Origin of the sequence: Nitrincola sp. A-D6, assembly GCF_000764495.1 — a bacterium.
Taxonomy (GTDB): Bacteria; Pseudomonadota; Gammaproteobacteria; order Pseudomonadales; family Balneatricaceae; genus Nitrincola.
In genome coordinates, this window is sequence record NZ_JRLB01000072.1 from 1 (window position 1) to 15252 (window position 15252).

Below are 15252 nucleotides of genomic sequence, written 5' to 3' on the forward strand. Positions count from 1 at the left end.
CGATGGTGCCTTGGCAGTCTCAGGCACCGAGTTACAGCCCGAGAGGTTTATACATCTTCAAGACCCAGCTCTTTCACCGAGATTTCCCGCATTTTGAACTTCTGGATTTTGCCGGTGACCGTCATGGGGAAACTGTCGACAAACTTGAAGTAGCGCGGAATTTTGAAATGGGTGATTTTGCCTTTGCAGAACTCACGCAGGGTTTCATCACTGATCTCTTCGACACCCGGTTGCAGCTTGATCCAGGCGATCAACTCTTCACCAAATTTCTTGTCAGGAATGCCTGTTACCTGTACTTCGGCAATGGATGGGTGGGTGTAGAGAAATTCTTCCACTTCTTTAGGGTAGATGTTCTCACCGCCACGAATCACCATATCTTTGATGCGGCCAACAATTTGTATATAGCTTCATCGTCCATGCTGGCTAAGTCCCCGGTATGCATCCAGCCAGCTTCATCTATGGCTTCGGTGGTACCTGTGTCGTTATTCCAGTACTTCAGCATCACGCTGTAGCCGCGGGTGCATAGCTCACCCACTTCACCTCGGGGTAGAATGCATCCATTGCCCGGGTCTATGATTTTACTTTCAAGGTGCGGTTGAGTGCGACCCACAGTGGTAACGCGTTTCTCCAGTGAATCAGTGGCACCGGTTTGCGTGGAGACCGGACTGGTTTCAGTCATGCCGTAGGCTATCTGAACCTCTTTCATGTTCATCTTGTTGATGACTTGCTTCATTACTTCAGTCGGACAGAGTGAGCCGGCCATGATACCGGTACGCAGGCTGGATAAATCCATGCTTTCAAACTCCGGATGGCCGAGTTCGGCAATAAACATGGTTGGCACACCATACAAGGCGGTTGCACGTTCCTGATGCACCGCTTTCAGCACTGATCCAGGCTCAAAGCCTTCATCCGGGTAAATCATGGTAGAGCCGTGTGTCACGCAGCCCAGATTGCCCATCACCATACCAAAGCAATGATAGAGCGGTACCGGTATCACCAGTCTGTCTTTCTCAGTGAAGCCCATGCTTTCGGCTACAAAATAGCCATTATTGAGAATGTTGTGGTGTGAGAGTGTGGCGCCTTTGGGAAAACCCGTCGTGCCGGAGGTATATTGAATATTAATGGCATCATCAAATTGTAATTCAGCCTGAGCTTCATCCACAATTTCCTGCGGCATACTCTCGGCTAATGCCATAAAGTCCTGCCAGCGCCACATGCCTGGGTGTTTGTGATCATCCAGATTAATCACGCCTTTGAGCATTGAAAGCTTCTGTGAATTCAGCTGTCCTTCGGCACACATTTTTAATTCCGGCGCCAGCTCATACAACATACCGCGATAGTCGGAGGCTTTGAAACTGTCAGCAGTTACCAGATAACGTGCTTCGGATTGATTTAATGCATATTCAAGTTCGTGAGTGCGGTAAGCGGGGTTGATATTTACCAGAATGGCGCCGATTTTTGCCGTGGCAAACTGCGTCAGCGTCCATTCGTAGCGATTCGGTGACCAGATCGCCACCCGGTCACCACGGCGAACTCCAGCGGCCAGGAATGCGCGGGCGCACAGATTGACCTGTTGGTGTAATTCTTTATAGGTCCAGCGAATATTCTGATGCAGGACGATTAAGGCATCGTTATCAGGGTAGCGATTGACTGTGGCATCAAACATATCCCCAATGGTCATACCCAGAAGGGGCTTTTCGCTGGTACCGCTGGTATAGCTCGGAAGTGTTGGCATAGTGCAGGCTCCATTATTTTTTTTATGCAAAGAGGCTGAATCATGTAAGGATAAGCATTCAACGAAACTGGGCGTGATACTCCTGGTTGGGTGCCATATCAACGGCAAGAGCAATACGGTTAGTCATGTTGTAAAAGCCAACCAGGTTACAGATATCCCAAACTCCCCGATCGCTAAAACCCACGTCGCGAAGGGGCTGTGCATCAGCAGGGGTCACTTCGGCAGGCTGGCGTGTCAGTCGGGAGGCATAGTCGAGCATGGCCCGGTGACGTGCGGACAGATCGGCGCTACGATAATTCATCACCAGATGCTCGCCTAGCTGAGGATCACCACTGTAATTACGTACGGCAGCACCATGTGCCGTGAGGCAGTAAAAGCACTTGTTGTCAGACGAGACCACTACAGCAATCATTTCACGCTCAAGTGGCGTGAGTTCACTTTCACCGAACATGAGTTCATTATAAAAGCGCGTGAATACATCAAACTGTTCAAGATTTTGACTGTAAGCCGTTAAAACATTAGGGATCATCCCAGCTTTTCACGACACTTGTCAAAATATGTCTGCACCTGTTCAGGCAGTTGTGCCTGGGTGGGGATGGGCAGATCCAGAGCGGTAATTTTATTCTTGTTCATGCTGTGCTCCCAGAGCTAGGGCAACTTTGGAGCCATTAGCTCTTTTGAGTTGATGGGTAATCCAGTCACCGGTATTAATCAGATCCTGCAGGTTAATGCCGGTTTCTATGCCCAGCCCCTGGAGTAAATACAGTACATCTTCGGTGGCAACATTACCGGATGCGCCGCGGGCATAAGGACAACCACCCAGCCCGGCGACGGAGGCGTCAATAACGGCAATACCTTCTTCCAGAACGGCATAGAGATTGCCGATGGCCTGGCCATAGGTATCATGAAAATGTGCGGCCAGGTTGTTCATCGGTATATCCCGACTAACGGCTTCGAGCATGCGTTTGGCTTTTAAGGGCGTACCCACGCCGATAGTGTCACCCAACGAATTCGTAGCAGCCCATGCCATAGAGCGCGTTAGCGACCTGGGCAACCTGTTTGGGATCGACGTCCCCCTGATAGGGGCAGCCCATCACCGTGGACACATAACCGCGTACCTTGATGCCTTTATTGCGTGCGGCTTCCAGTACTGGTTCAAAACGTGCCAGGCTTTCAGCGATAGAGCAGTTGATGTTTTTTTGCGTAAAGGCCTCAGAAGCAGCACTGAAAACGGCTATTTCATCAACTTCAGCGGCAATTGCTGACTCTACCCTTTAAGATTGGGAGTTAATGCGGCATAGGTGACGCCAGCTTTACGGCTGATACCGGCCATCACCTCGCTGGCATCACCCATCTGCGGCACCCATTTGGGTGAGACAAAGCTGGCGGCCTCAATATGACTCAGGCCACAGGCGCTGAGGCGGTTGATCAGCTCAATTTTAACCGCCGTTGTGATGAGTTCACCCGGCTCATTTTGCAGCCCGTCCCGTGGACTCATCTCAAAGATGCGTACCTGGGAGGGGAGGCTCATGGTGTGACCTCTTCGGTTGCATCGCTGGTGACTGACAGTAACTCTGCGCCTTCAGATACCATCTCGCCTTCGTTGAAGTAAATTTCATCAACAACACCGGGCAGCGGCGCTTTAATCGCATGCTCCATTTTCATGGCCTCCATAATTACCAGCGTCTGTCCGGCTTTGACAACATCACCGGGTTGTACCATAACGGCAACGACAGAGCCGTTCATTGGAGCGGTTAAGCTGCCTGCGGCACTTATGTCTTCAAGACCATAGGTTTCTTCATGGGCTTCGCAATGGAATGACTCGCCTTCATGAAAAATAACCAGTTCTTTGTCATTTAGCGTGGCATGCACACTGATGCGGTGACCATTAATAACCGCCCTTAACTGATCGCCACTAAGCTCCGCATGCAGGGTGTACAGGCTGTCTGCGACACGCACTTCATAGTGTTGATCTTTTTCCAGTACTTTAAGCTCATAGATCTGATCACCGACCTTGAGTGCCAAGGGCTTGGCGTATTCGGAGTTTAGCCGCCAGCTATTTTGATGCGCAAAAGGAGACCAGCGATCCTCATTATTTGGGTTGTTGCTGCGGGTTTGCTCCAGCAAGTAGCCTGCCGCAAGAACCAGTGCTCTGTGAAGATCCAGCTTAGGTGATGGAAACAACAAGGCACGATGCTTGTCGATAAAGCCGGTATCCAGATCAGCTTCACGGAAGGGTTGTGAATCAGCCAGTGCATGCAGGAAGCGGATATTGGTTTTAACACCGTTTATCCGGTATTGCTCCAGTGCTTGTACCAGGCGATTAATCGCTTGATCACGGTTTTCATCCCAGACAATTAACTTGGCGATCATGGGATCGTAATGGATACTGACTTCATCACCTTCGACAACACCGGTATCTACGCGAACATGGGCACTTTCATCCGGAGTACGCAAATAATCCAGTCGTCCAGTGGCAGGCAAAAAGTCGTTATCAGGGTCTTCAGCATAAATACGCGCTTCCAGTGCATGCCCTCGAATACGTATTTCATGTTGCTTTAAGGGCAGGGGAGCGCCTTCGGCAACGCGTAGCTGCCATTCCACCAGATCCTGTCCGGTAACCATTTCAGTGACTGGGTGTTCTACCTGTAACCGCGTATTCATCTCCATAAAGAAAAATGAACCATCGACATCATAGAGAAACTCCACAGTACCGGCACCGACATAATTAATCGCCTGAGCGGCTTTCACTGCCGCTTCACCCATGGCTTTGCGGGTCTCACAGGAAAGTCCGGGGCTGGTGCTTCTTCGAGTACTTTTTGATGGCGTCGTTGCACCGAACAATCACGCTCTGCCAGATAAACCCCTTGTCCCTGAGAGTCACAAAATACCTGAATCTCTACATGGCGTGGCTGGGTTAAATAACGTTCCAGCAGCATATCGGGGTTACCAAATGCATTCTTGGCTTCACGACGTGCAGCAGAAAGCGCTTCATCAAACTCTTCGATCTGGTTAACCACACGCATACCCTTGCCACCACCACCGGCAACCGCTTTAAGTAGTAGTGGGAAGCCGCACTTGAGCGCTTCAGCACGCAGGGTTTCCACATCCTGAGCGGCACCATGATAGCCGGGAACCAAAGGCACCCCGGCTTTTTCCATGATTGATTTGGCAGCGGATTTTGAACCCATAGCAGCAATGGCTGAGGCGGGTGGGCCGATAAATACCAGCCCATTTTGGCTGCAGGCTTCGGCAAAGTCGGTATTTTCTGACAAAAAGCCATAACCAGGATGGATCGCCTGTGCACCACTTTGTAAGGCTATCTGGATGATTTTGTCAGCACGTAAATAGCTTTCATTACTGGGAGCCGGTCCAAGCAGAAAGGCTTCATCTGCCAGCGCGACATGGCGCGCATCGCAGTCAGCTTCAGAGTAAACAGCAACGCAACGAATACCCAGGCGATGGGCTGTCTGGATAACCCGGCAAGCGATCTCGCCACGATTGGCTATGAGGATTTTACTGAACATTGTTATTATTCTCCGGTTCCAGTTTTGACAGCAAGTTTGGATGGCCAGTTTGGACGGCGTTTGTTCAGGAATGCACTGAGTCCTTCCTGCCCTTCATCACTGACGCGTATATCAGCGATGCGCTGTGTCGTCTCATCAATGACCTGTTTGGAAATGGGCCGATGACTGACGGCAAAAATCAGTGATTTGGCCGCTTGCATAGCCTGAGGGCTGTTCTGATTCAGTTGCGCTATAAAGCTATTGGCTGCTTCAGCCAGATCTGTGGCGCTGTCTACCAACTGATGCACCAGACCTAATTGCTGTGCGGTTTCGGCATCAAAGACTTCGGCACTGATAAAATAACGTCTTGCCTGGCGCTCCCCGATTGCACGGATCACATAGGGACTGATAACCGCCGGCATAAGGCCTATTTTGACTTCACTCAGGCAAAAGCGTGCATCACGGCTAGCAATGACCATGTCACAGCAGGCCGTGAGGCCCACTGCACCGCCATAGGCCGCACCCTGAATCAGGCCGATGACCGGTTTGCTGAAGTGGTTAAGCTTGTCCATCAGTCGTGCCAGCTCACTTGCATCTGTCAGGTTTTCGGCATGACTATTGTTAGCCATACGCTTCATCCAGCCCAGGTCAGCACCTGCTGAAAAATGCTTACCCTCAGATCTCAGGAGTAGTATATGCAGGCTGGAGTTTTGCTCGGCTTCATCGAGCTTTTCGATCAAGGCGGCAATCATGCCATCATCAAAAGCGTTATGCTTTTCCGGGCGATTCAGCACCAGTTCGGCAACCCCTTCATCCAAATAATGCAGGCTGATGCTTTCTGTCGTTACGGATACAGTTGTGGAATGTGTTATGGACATCATCAGCCTCCGTTACATCCGGAACACGCCAAAGCGTGTTTCTTCTTTAGGACGGTTCAGGGTGGCCGACAGGCTGAGTGCGATAACTTCGCGTGTCTGTGCCGGATCTATGACGCCATCATCCAGAGACGACCGCTGGCAAAGTAGGGGTGCCCCTGGTGCTCATAGGTATCAATAATGGGTTGTTTGAACTGGGCTTCATCATCGCTGGACCAGGACTTGCCATTGCGCTCCAGGCTTTCGCGACGCACCGTAGCCATTACGCCAGCGGCTTGTTCGCCACCCATTACGGAGATACGTGCATTGGGCCACATCCACAGAAAATCGGGATTGTAGGCGCGCCCACACATACCGTAGTTACCTGCGCCAAAGCTACCACCAATCAATACTGTGATTTTGGGTACATTGGCACAGGCAACCGCCATCACCATTTTCGCGCCATGCTTGGCAATGCCCTCTGCTTCATATTTGCGGCCCACCATGAAGCCGGTGATATTTTGTAAAAACAGCAGGGGAATATTGCGCTGGCAGCATAACTCAATAAAGTGAGCACCTTTCTGCGCAGATTCGGTAAACAGAATGCCGTTATTGGCAATAATGCCCACCGGGTAGCCGTGGATATGGGCAAACCCAGTAACCAGTGTGGCTCCGTATAGCTGTTTGAACTCATCAAATTCAGAACCGTCGACGAGGCGTGCAATGACTTCACGCACATCAAAAGACTTACGCAGATCGGTACCGACAATGCCGTAGAGTTCGTCGGCGTCATACAGCGGCGGTTTCGGCTGGCAAATGGCTATATCGAGTTGCTTTTTGCGGTTCAGGTTGGCAATGCAGCGCCGTGCAATTTGCAGGGCATGCTGGTCATTTTCAGCATAGTGATCGGCAACACCTGAAATTCTGCAGTGCACGTCCGCACCGCCCAGATCTTCGGCACTAACTACTTCACCGGTTGCGGCTTTGACCAGCGGTGGCCCGGCAAGAAAAATCGTACCCTGATCACGTACGATGATGGATTCATCCGCCATGGCTGGAACATAGGCACCACCTGCCGTACAGAGTCCCATAACGACCGCTACCTGCGGGATGCCTTTGGCTGACATGCGTGCCTGATTATAAAAAATCCGCCCGAAATGATCCCGATCCGGGAAAACTTCATCCTGACGTGGCAGGTTGGCCCCACCGGAATCGACCAGGTAAATACAAGGTAGGTAGTTTTGTTCGGCAATCTCCTGTGCACGTAGATGTTTTTTTACCGTCAGCGGGTAGTAAGTGCCCCCTTAACAGTCGCATCATTGGCAATGATCATGCATTCAATACCTGAAACACGCCCAACGCCGGCAATCAAGCCTGCCGCAGGCACGTCTTCATCATAAACCTTATAAGCGGCTAGCTGTGACAACTCCAGGAAAGGCGAGCCATCATCAATTAAACGGTTGATACGTTCGCGGGGCAGGAGTTTACCTCGGGCAAGGTGCCTGGTCTGATAGTCAGCACCGCCACCTTGCTGAATGGTGGCGATTTTAGCCTTTAGGTCGTCGACAGCAGCTGACATGGCATCTGCTTTGGCCCTGAACTCATCAGTCCGGGCATTTATTTTTGTGTGCAGAATCGGCATGGTTTTGCTCCCAGTGAAAAAGCCATTAGTTGTTGAGGAACAATTCGCGACCTATCAACATGCGGCGAATTTCCGAGGTACCTGCACCTATCTCATAGAGTTTGGCATCACGCAGCAGGCGTCCGGTAGGGTATTCGTTGATATAGCCGTTACCACCAAGCAGTTGTATGGCATCCAGGGCTAGTTGTGTCGCCATTTCAGCGGAATAGAGAATGACGCCAGCGGCATCTTTACGTGTGGTTTCGCCACGATCTGCAGACAAGGCAACCATGTAGACATAGGATTTTGCCGCATTCATGCGGGTATACATGTCGGCCAGTTTGCCCTGAACCAATTCAAATTCACCGATGGCTTTACCAAACTGCTTGCGGTCTCTGACATAGGGCACCACAACATCCATGGCGGCTTGCATAATACCCAGAGGGCCGCCTGCCAGCACTAAACGTTCATAATCCAGGCCTGACATCAGTACTTTGACGCCGCCATTGAGTTGACCCAGCAGGTTTTCTTTAGGCACTTTGCAGTCCTGGAACACCAGTTCGCAGGTGTTGGAGCCACGCATGCCCAGCTTGTCGAGTTTTTGTGCCTGAGTGAAACCTTCGCTGTCTTTTTCTACAATAAAGGCTGAAATACCTTTTGCTCCGGCCTGTAAGTCGGTTTTGGCATAGATTACAAACACGTGGGCATCCGGACCGTTGGTTATCCACATCTTGGTACCGTTAAGAATGTAGTGATCGCCCGCATCACGCGCAGTGAGTTTCATCGATACCACATCGGAGCCTGCATTAGGTTCAGACATCGCCAATGCGCCGATATGCTCACCGGACACCAGCTTGGGTAGATACTTCTCTTTTTGTTCCTGGGTACCGTTACGATTAATCTGATTGACACAGAGATTGGAGTGCGCACCGTAGGAGAGGGCGACTGATGCTGATGCACGGCTGATCTCCTCCATGGCAATCACATGAGCCAGATAGCCCATACCTGATCCACCATACTCTTCACCGACGGTGATACCGAGCAGGCCCATGTCGCCAAATTTTTTCCATAAATCCTCAGGAAACAGATTGGCCTGATCGATATCAGCAGCCCGAGGGGCAATTTCAGCGGCTGCAAAGTTATTGATCTGTTGGCGCAGCATGTCGATGGTTTCGCCAAGGCCAAAATTTAATTCAGAATATTGAGAGATCATAGTCATTACCTGTTTGTTATTATTAGTGAAGCGATGCGTTGGGATTGGTGTCTTGACCAGGTTTTGGGCTGTCTTGTGCATCAGCGCTCTTGTTCTGGCGCAACTCCTGCAGTGCCGCCTGGCAGCGAGTATGAGCACTGTCCAGTTCAATTTTAGCCATTTGGATATCTTTTACTTGCTGTTCCAGTTGTGCTTGCTTTTGTGCAAGCGTTTCCAGCATTTTTAACAGCTGTCTTTCACTGCCGCTTTCAGTTTCATCCCAAAGGTCGAAGAGTTCACGAGACTCGGCCAGTGAAAAGCCCAGGCGTTTTCCGCGCAGGATAAGCTTGAGTCTGACTCTGTCTTTAGAACTGTAAATACGTGTCTGGCCTTTGCGTTCCGGTTTAAGAAGACCCTGGTCTTCGTAAAAGCGAATGCTGCGTGTGGTTACATCAAACTCGCTGGCAAGCTCACTGATGGAATAGGTTCTTTTCTCTAGGCTCATGACAGTGTTCCTCTCTGGTGTAGCTAAAGACTACTCAAAGTTAACGTTAACGTAAAGTGCATTTTTTCATCTTTACTATTTTTTGTGCATATATTTCAGTATTAACCTTAACAGTCGGTGGTGGCTAGTCGGTTGTGCGCAAGAGTAACCTGGTTGTTCATTATTTTTACAATTATACTTTACGTAAAGGTAAACCTATGTTATCAATTGTCCAAGAAAAAATATAACAATAGAGGCAAAACAACATGAGTCGAATGGAATATTCATCTTTTTATGCCAGCTTCAGCCCCGAGTCTCTGCAGGACGCTGTGTTGCAGGGGGATTTGCAATCAGGTTTAAATGTTTGTGTTGAAGTGTGTGATCGTTGGGCGACTCAGCCGGACAGAGTTGCACTGTATCACCAGGATCTGGAGGGGCGTGCCTCAAGCATGACTTTTCTGCAGTTGAGTCAGCAGGCCTCACGCTTTGCAAATTATCTTAAATCTTTGGGGATAGGGAAGGGTGATCGCGTCGCTGGTTTGTTACCTCGTAGTCCTGAGCTGCTGGTAGTTATACTGGGGTCGCTCAAGGCTGGTGCCGTGTATCAGCCCTTGTTTACCGCTTTTGGTCCGGGGGCGATTGAATATCGCCTGCAGCAAGCGAATACGCGCCTGGTCGTAACTGATGCGGCTAACTTCCCTAAATTGTTGGAGGTGAATGCTTGCCCGGCTGTGCTTTGTACTCAGCCCTCAGGTGAGCAAGATGTGGCGGATTTTGACCAGGTGTTGGCGCAGCAGTCCGAACAGTTTGATGCGGTGATGATTACCGGTGATGAGCCCTTTTTGCAGATGTTTACCTCCGGCACAGTGGGTAAGTCCAAAGGTGTAGCTGTACCAGCCAGAGCCTTGCTGTCTTTTTATGTGTATATGAAGTATGCCATCGATTTGCAGCCTGAGGATAAGTACTGGAATGTGGCAGATCCCGGGTGGGCTTATGGTCTATATTACGCTGTTATTGGGCCTTTGCTGCTGGGACATGCGACACACTTTAACCAACAGGGCTTTACGCCTGAAACCACCTATCAGATGATCCGTCAGTTTGGTATTACCAATCTGGCAGCCGCTCCTACGGCCTATCGTTTGTTGATGGCGCATGATCATGTGCTGCCAGAGGGGGAGTCCTTGGGTTTGCGGGTTGCCAGCAGTGCGGGTGAGCCGCTGAATCCTGAGGTGATTAACTGGGTGTCGCGGCGCCTGGGTTGTCCGGTGATGGATCACTATGGTCAGACGGAAACGGGCATGACCTGTTGTAACTTCCATACTCTTGAGCATCCGGAGCGTATTGGTTCAATGGGTTATTCCATGCCTGGTCACCGAGTGGTGGCATTGGATGATGCCTTTAATGAGGTTCAGGAGGGTGAGACGGGTCAGTTGGCGGTCGATTTGCAGCAATCACCACTGTTTTTCTTTGATGGCTATACCTGGGCTGAAAAGCATCCTTTTGAAGGGCAGTACTACCTCACAGGTGATATGGTTTTTTGTCATGGTGATGGGGCTTACTCTTTTACTGGTCGTGATGATGACATTATTACCACAGCTGGCTATCGGGTAGGGCCTGCTGATATTGAAAGCACCTTGCTTGAGCATCCAGCTGTGGCTGAGTCGGGGGTTGTGGGCAAGCCAGATGATGAGCGTGGCTCAATCATAAAAGCCTTTGTGGTTATCAAGTCAGGCTATGATCCACTTGACTCGCTAAAGGATGAGTTGCAAGCCCTGGTGCGTAAGCGTTTATCAACGCACGCCTTCCCGCGAGAGATAGAGTTTGTTGATGAGTTGCCCAAAACACCCAGTGGTAAAATTCAACGCTTTATTTTACGTCAATCAGCGGTAGCTGAGCTTTCACAAGTGGCTGTAAATTAAGCGCTAATTCCTTTTAGGTTGAAAGGGTTTGTTAATTAATACTAAAGTATTACTTGTAAACCCGTAGTGAGAATTGCTAAGTTAGGTTTACGCTTACGTAAATGTAAGCGTGCTGCGACTCTACAACAATAAAAAAGAGGCTGCACAATTTTATGAGTTCTGAATTCGTTTTAGAAACCCGAAATCTTGTCAAAGAATTCAAAGGGTTTACAGCCGTAGATGATGTCAATCTGAAAGTCCGGCGTGGGCATATTCACGCCCTGATCGGCCCGAATGGCGCTGGAAAAACCACGGTTTTTAATCTGTTGACCAAGTTTCTGATTCCAACGCGTGGCCATATTCTATTTAATGACCAGGACATTACCTCGATGAAATCTGCCGCCATTGCGCGGATGGGGATTATTCGTTCTTTTCAGATTTCAGCTGTGTTTCCGCATATGACAGCATTGGAAAATGTCAGAGTGGCTTTGCAGCGCTTTGAGGGCAGCAGCTTTCATTTCTGGAAGAGTGAAAAAACACTCAATAAGTTAAATGACAGGGCCTATGCTTTGCTGGAGTCGGTCGGTCTGGAAGCCTTCGCTGATACGATCACTGTTGAGCTTTCCTATGGCCGTAAACGTGCACTGGAGTTGGCGACTACCCTGGCGATGGAACCTGAGCTGGTGTTGTTGGATGAGCCGACTCAGGGTATGGGGCACGAAGATGTTGATCGTGTCGTCGAGCTGATTCGCAAGGCTGCTGAAGGACGTACAGTATTAATGGTTGAGCATAATCTTAGTGTAGTGAGTAAGTTATGTGATCAGATTACCGTATTAACCCGGGGTGCCGTTCTCACAGAGGGTGATTACCAATCTGTTTCTGAAAATCCGGATGTCAAAGAAGCCTATATGGGCAGTGAATCAACTGCTGTAGAGGGGGCTCATTAATGTCTGATTCTATTAAGCCCAATTATGAACAACTCAAGGTAACGGATCTGCATGCTTTTTATGGTGAATCACATATCTTGCATGGCATAGATCTGCTGGTTCGGCGTGGTGAGCTGGTAACCTTGTTGGGACGCAATGGTGCAGGGCGAAGCACTACGCTTAAGTCCATCATGAATATGGTGGGACGCCGTACTGGCTCAATTATGATTAATGGGCGTGAAACAATAGGTACCCAGCACATCATATCGCCCGTTTAGGCGTGGGTTATTGCCCGGAAGAGCGCGGAATTTTTGCCAGTCTGAATGTTGAAGAAAATCTGTTGTTACCCCCCACGGTTCGCAGTGATGGCATGAGCCTGGAAGAGATTTATGACATGTTCCCGAACCTCTACGAGCGACGTTTCAGTCAAGGGACGCGCTTATCTGGTGGTGAGCAACAGATGCTGGCAATGGCGCGCATTCTCCGAACCGGTGCAAACCTGTTGTTGCTGGATGAAATTACCGAAGGTCTGGCCCCTGTTATTGTACAAAAGCTGGCTGAAGTACTGATCAAGCTGAAGGATAAGGGGCTTACGATCATCCTGGTCGAACAGAATTTCCGTTTTGCTGCCCCACTGGCCGATCGTCATTATCTGATGGAGCATGGTCAGATTGTTGAAGAGATCCAGGCCTCCGAACTGAACGCAAAACAGGAGTTACTGAATACCTATCTTGGTGTATGACCAGGATGGCAAATTTGTTGGAGTGATTTTCGGCTCTGATGGATGTATTGCAACACGCGTTTTAACGCTCAAACAAAAATAAAAAGCCAATAAGGCAATGGAGACACACTATGAAACTAATGAAAAAAATCCTGACAACTGCAATTGCTTCGGCCATGCTGGCAGGCTCTGCCCAAGCCGCTGTTTCGGATAATGAGATACGTATAGGTTACCTTGCTGATATGTCGGGTACCTATCGTGATCTGGCTGGACCTAACGGTCTTACGGCTTTGGAAATGGCTGTTGAGGATTTTGGCGGGCAGGTGAATGGGGCGGCTATCAAGGTTGTCAGCGCAGATGATCGCAACAGCCCTGATGTAGCATCAAGCACAGTGCGCCAGTGGGTGGAATCTGACGGTGTGGATATGGTGGCCGGCCTAGTGGCTTCGTCTGTCACCATTGCAGCAACCCGAATTCTCGAGCAAAGCGATAAGCTGGGTATTGTATCGGGTTCGGCGGCATCAAGTATTACCAATGAGCATTGTACGCCCAATCATATTCACTATGTTTACGATACTTATCCGCTGGCGAATGGTACCGCCCAGGCGGTTGTTCAGGAAGGTGGTGATAGCTGGTTTATTTTGACAGCTGACTATGCCTTTGGCCATGCGCTTGAGGGTGATGTTGAAAAAGTAGTGACTGAAAATGGCGGTACGGTGATGCAGAAAGTGCGTCATCCTTTCCCAACCGGTGATTTTTCATCCTTCATTTTGCAGGCGCAAAGTTCAGGTGCCAAAGTGGTTGCATTGGCCAATGCTGGCTCTGATACCACCAATGCCATTACTACGGCAGGTGAGTTTGGTCTGACTCAGTCTGGGCAGACTCTGGCTGCATTGTTGTTGTTCCTGACAGATGTGCATGCACTGGGTGTCGATGCCGCGCAAGGTATCCAGCTAACCACTGGTTGGTACTGGAATATGGATGAGGATGCGCGTGCCTGGTCGGATCGTTTTATGGAGCAAACTGGCGTTCGTCCAACGATGGTTCATGCGGGTATTTATTCCAGCACCATGCACTATCTGAATGCGGTTAAAGAAAGCGGTACCGATGACACTCAAACTGTACGTAAGCAGATGATGGATACACCGATTAACGATATGTTTGCCAAGGGTGGCATGATTCGTGAAGACGGTCGTATGGTCCATGATATGTATTTGGCACAGGTGAAAACACCCGCTGAGTCAACCGGTGAGTGGGACCTTTATAATATTGTGCGCACTATTCCTGCCGCAGAGGCCTATCGTCCACTTTCTGAAAGTCAGTGCAAATTAGTAAATAACTAAGTTGTATACATCACGCTCCCGCCGGGAGCGTGATCCTCGTCTGACATCAGGCTGGTGAGATTTATTTACGTAGGATTTTCATTATGAGCATGATATTCGGAGTGCCGATAGCTGTACTCTCTGGTCAGTTATTGCTTGGGCTTATCAATGGTGCCTTTTATGCCTTGTTAAGTTTAGGGCTGGCAGTAATCTTTGGTCTGCTGAAGATTATTAACTTTGCACACGGTGCATTTTATATGCTGGGTGCATTGTGCACAGTGGTTTTGTTTAATAGTCTCGGTATAAATTATTGGGTAGCTTGATTCTTGCACCGCTATTGGTCGGTGTTTTTGGTATCTTTATTGAATATTTCCTGCTTCGAAAAATTGCCAATGAAGATCATATATACAGTCTTCTTTTAACCTTTGGTTTGGCATTGGTTATCCAGGGTGTCTTAACTAATGTGTATGGTGTATCCGGCTTACGCTATGCCATACCCGATGTATTCAAGGGAGGGGTTAACCTTGGGTTTATGTTCCTGCCTTACTACCGGGCCTGGGTCATATTAGCAGCCGTGGTTATTTGTTTTGGTACCTGGTTTATGATCGAAAAGACCAAGTTAGGCTCTTACCTGCGTGCAGGTACCGAAAATTCACAGTTGATGCAGGCATTTGGTATTAATGTACCGTTACTCGTCAGTCTGACTTATGGGTTTGGGGTTATGCTTGCCGCATTTGCCGGTGTACTGGCAGCACCTATTTATTCTGTTACCCCAGTGATGGGCGGTAATATTCTGATTATTGTTTTTGCCGTAGTCGTCATTGGTGGTATGGGCTCAATTATCGGGGCCGTGATTACCGGTTTGGCTATGGGAATTATTGAAGGGTTAACCAAGGTGTTTTATCCCGAGGCCTCCAGTACTGTTATATTTCTCGTCATGGTTTTAGTCTTGTTGGTGCGTCCGGCAGGCTTATTCGGTAAGGAGGCATAATC

7 protein-coding genes and 6 pseudogenes are annotated in these 15252 nt (G+C 49.4%); 5 read left to right on the forward strand and 8 right to left on the reverse strand.

The genetic code is table 11. The features are described from left to right. Positions 1-47: 47 nt before the first annotated feature. From LH51_RS11430 to LH51_RS11465, 8 genes and pseudogenes are all read right to left on the reverse strand, one after another. Positions 48-1735: pseudogene (locus tag LH51_RS11430) on the reverse strand (AMP-binding protein). Between the two features lie 58 nt (positions 1736-1793). Further along, a complete protein-coding gene (locus LH51_RS11435; protein WP_235263686.1) occupies positions 1794-2264 on the reverse strand; it encodes a peroxidase-related enzyme in 471 nt (156 codons plus the stop codon). Between the two features lie 90 nt (positions 2265-2354). Continuing rightward, positions 2355-3266, reverse strand: a pseudogene (locus LH51_RS11440) (hydroxymethylglutaryl-CoA lyase). Next, positions 3263-5262 (reverse strand): annotated as a pseudogene (locus LH51_RS11445) (acetyl/propionyl/methylcrotonyl-CoA carboxylase subunit alpha). Before LH51_RS11445 ends, LH51_RS11440 begins: the two co-directional pseudogenes overlap by 4 nt. Before the next feature lie 5 nt (positions 5263-5267). Further along, complete coding sequence (locus tag LH51_RS11450) at positions 5268-6119, reverse strand: enoyl-CoA hydratase-related protein (protein ID WP_081960787.1); 852 nt, start codon at positions 6117-6119, stop codon at positions 5268-5270. A 12-nt stretch (positions 6120-6131) separates the two neighbouring features. After that, positions 6132-7737: pseudogene (locus tag LH51_RS11455) on the reverse strand (carboxyl transferase domain-containing protein). Positions 7738-7762: 25 nt separating this feature from the next. After that, positions 7763-8929: an isovaleryl-CoA dehydrogenase gene (locus tag LH51_RS11460; RefSeq protein WP_036522298.1), complete on the reverse strand. Its 1167-nt coding sequence runs from the start codon at positions 8927-8929 to the stop codon at positions 7763-7765. A 22-nt stretch (positions 8930-8951) separates the two neighbouring features. Beyond that, positions 8952-9413 carry a MerR family transcriptional regulator gene (locus LH51_RS11465; RefSeq protein ID WP_052063712.1) on the reverse strand — a complete coding sequence of 154 codons (462 nt, stop codon included), beginning with the start codon at positions 9411-9413 and terminating at the stop codon, positions 8952-8954. Between the two features lie 245 nt (positions 9414-9658). On the opposite strand from LH51_RS11465, the gene LH51_RS11470 reads away from it, so the two are divergent. From LH51_RS11470 to LH51_RS11490, 5 genes and pseudogenes are all read left to right on the forward strand, one after another. Beyond that, the gene (locus tag LH51_RS11470) at positions 9659-11311 is read left to right on the forward strand and encodes an AMP-binding protein (RefSeq protein WP_036522299.1); all 1653 of its coding nucleotides are present in this window, start codon (positions 9659-9661) and stop codon (positions 11309-11311) included. A 152-nt stretch (positions 11312-11463) separates the two neighbouring features. Then, positions 11464-12237 (forward strand): ABC transporter ATP-binding protein, encoded by a 774-nt coding sequence (locus tag LH51_RS11475; RefSeq protein WP_036522301.1) that lies wholly within the window; start codon positions 11464-11466, stop codon positions 12235-12237. Further along, a pseudogene (locus LH51_RS11480) lies at positions 12237-12958 on the forward strand (ABC transporter ATP-binding protein). Before LH51_RS11475 ends, LH51_RS11480 begins: the two are co-directional and overlap by 1 nt. Before the next feature lie 110 nt (positions 12959-13068). After that, the gene (locus LH51_RS11485) at positions 13069-14280 is read left to right on the forward strand and encodes an ABC transporter substrate-binding protein (RefSeq protein ID WP_036522302.1); all 1212 of its coding nucleotides are present in this window, start codon (positions 13069-13071) and stop codon (positions 14278-14280) included. A gap of 83 nt (positions 14281-14363) precedes the next feature. Further along, positions 14364-15250, forward strand: a pseudogene (locus LH51_RS11490) (branched-chain amino acid ABC transporter permease). Positions 15251-15252 lie beyond the last annotated feature (2 nt).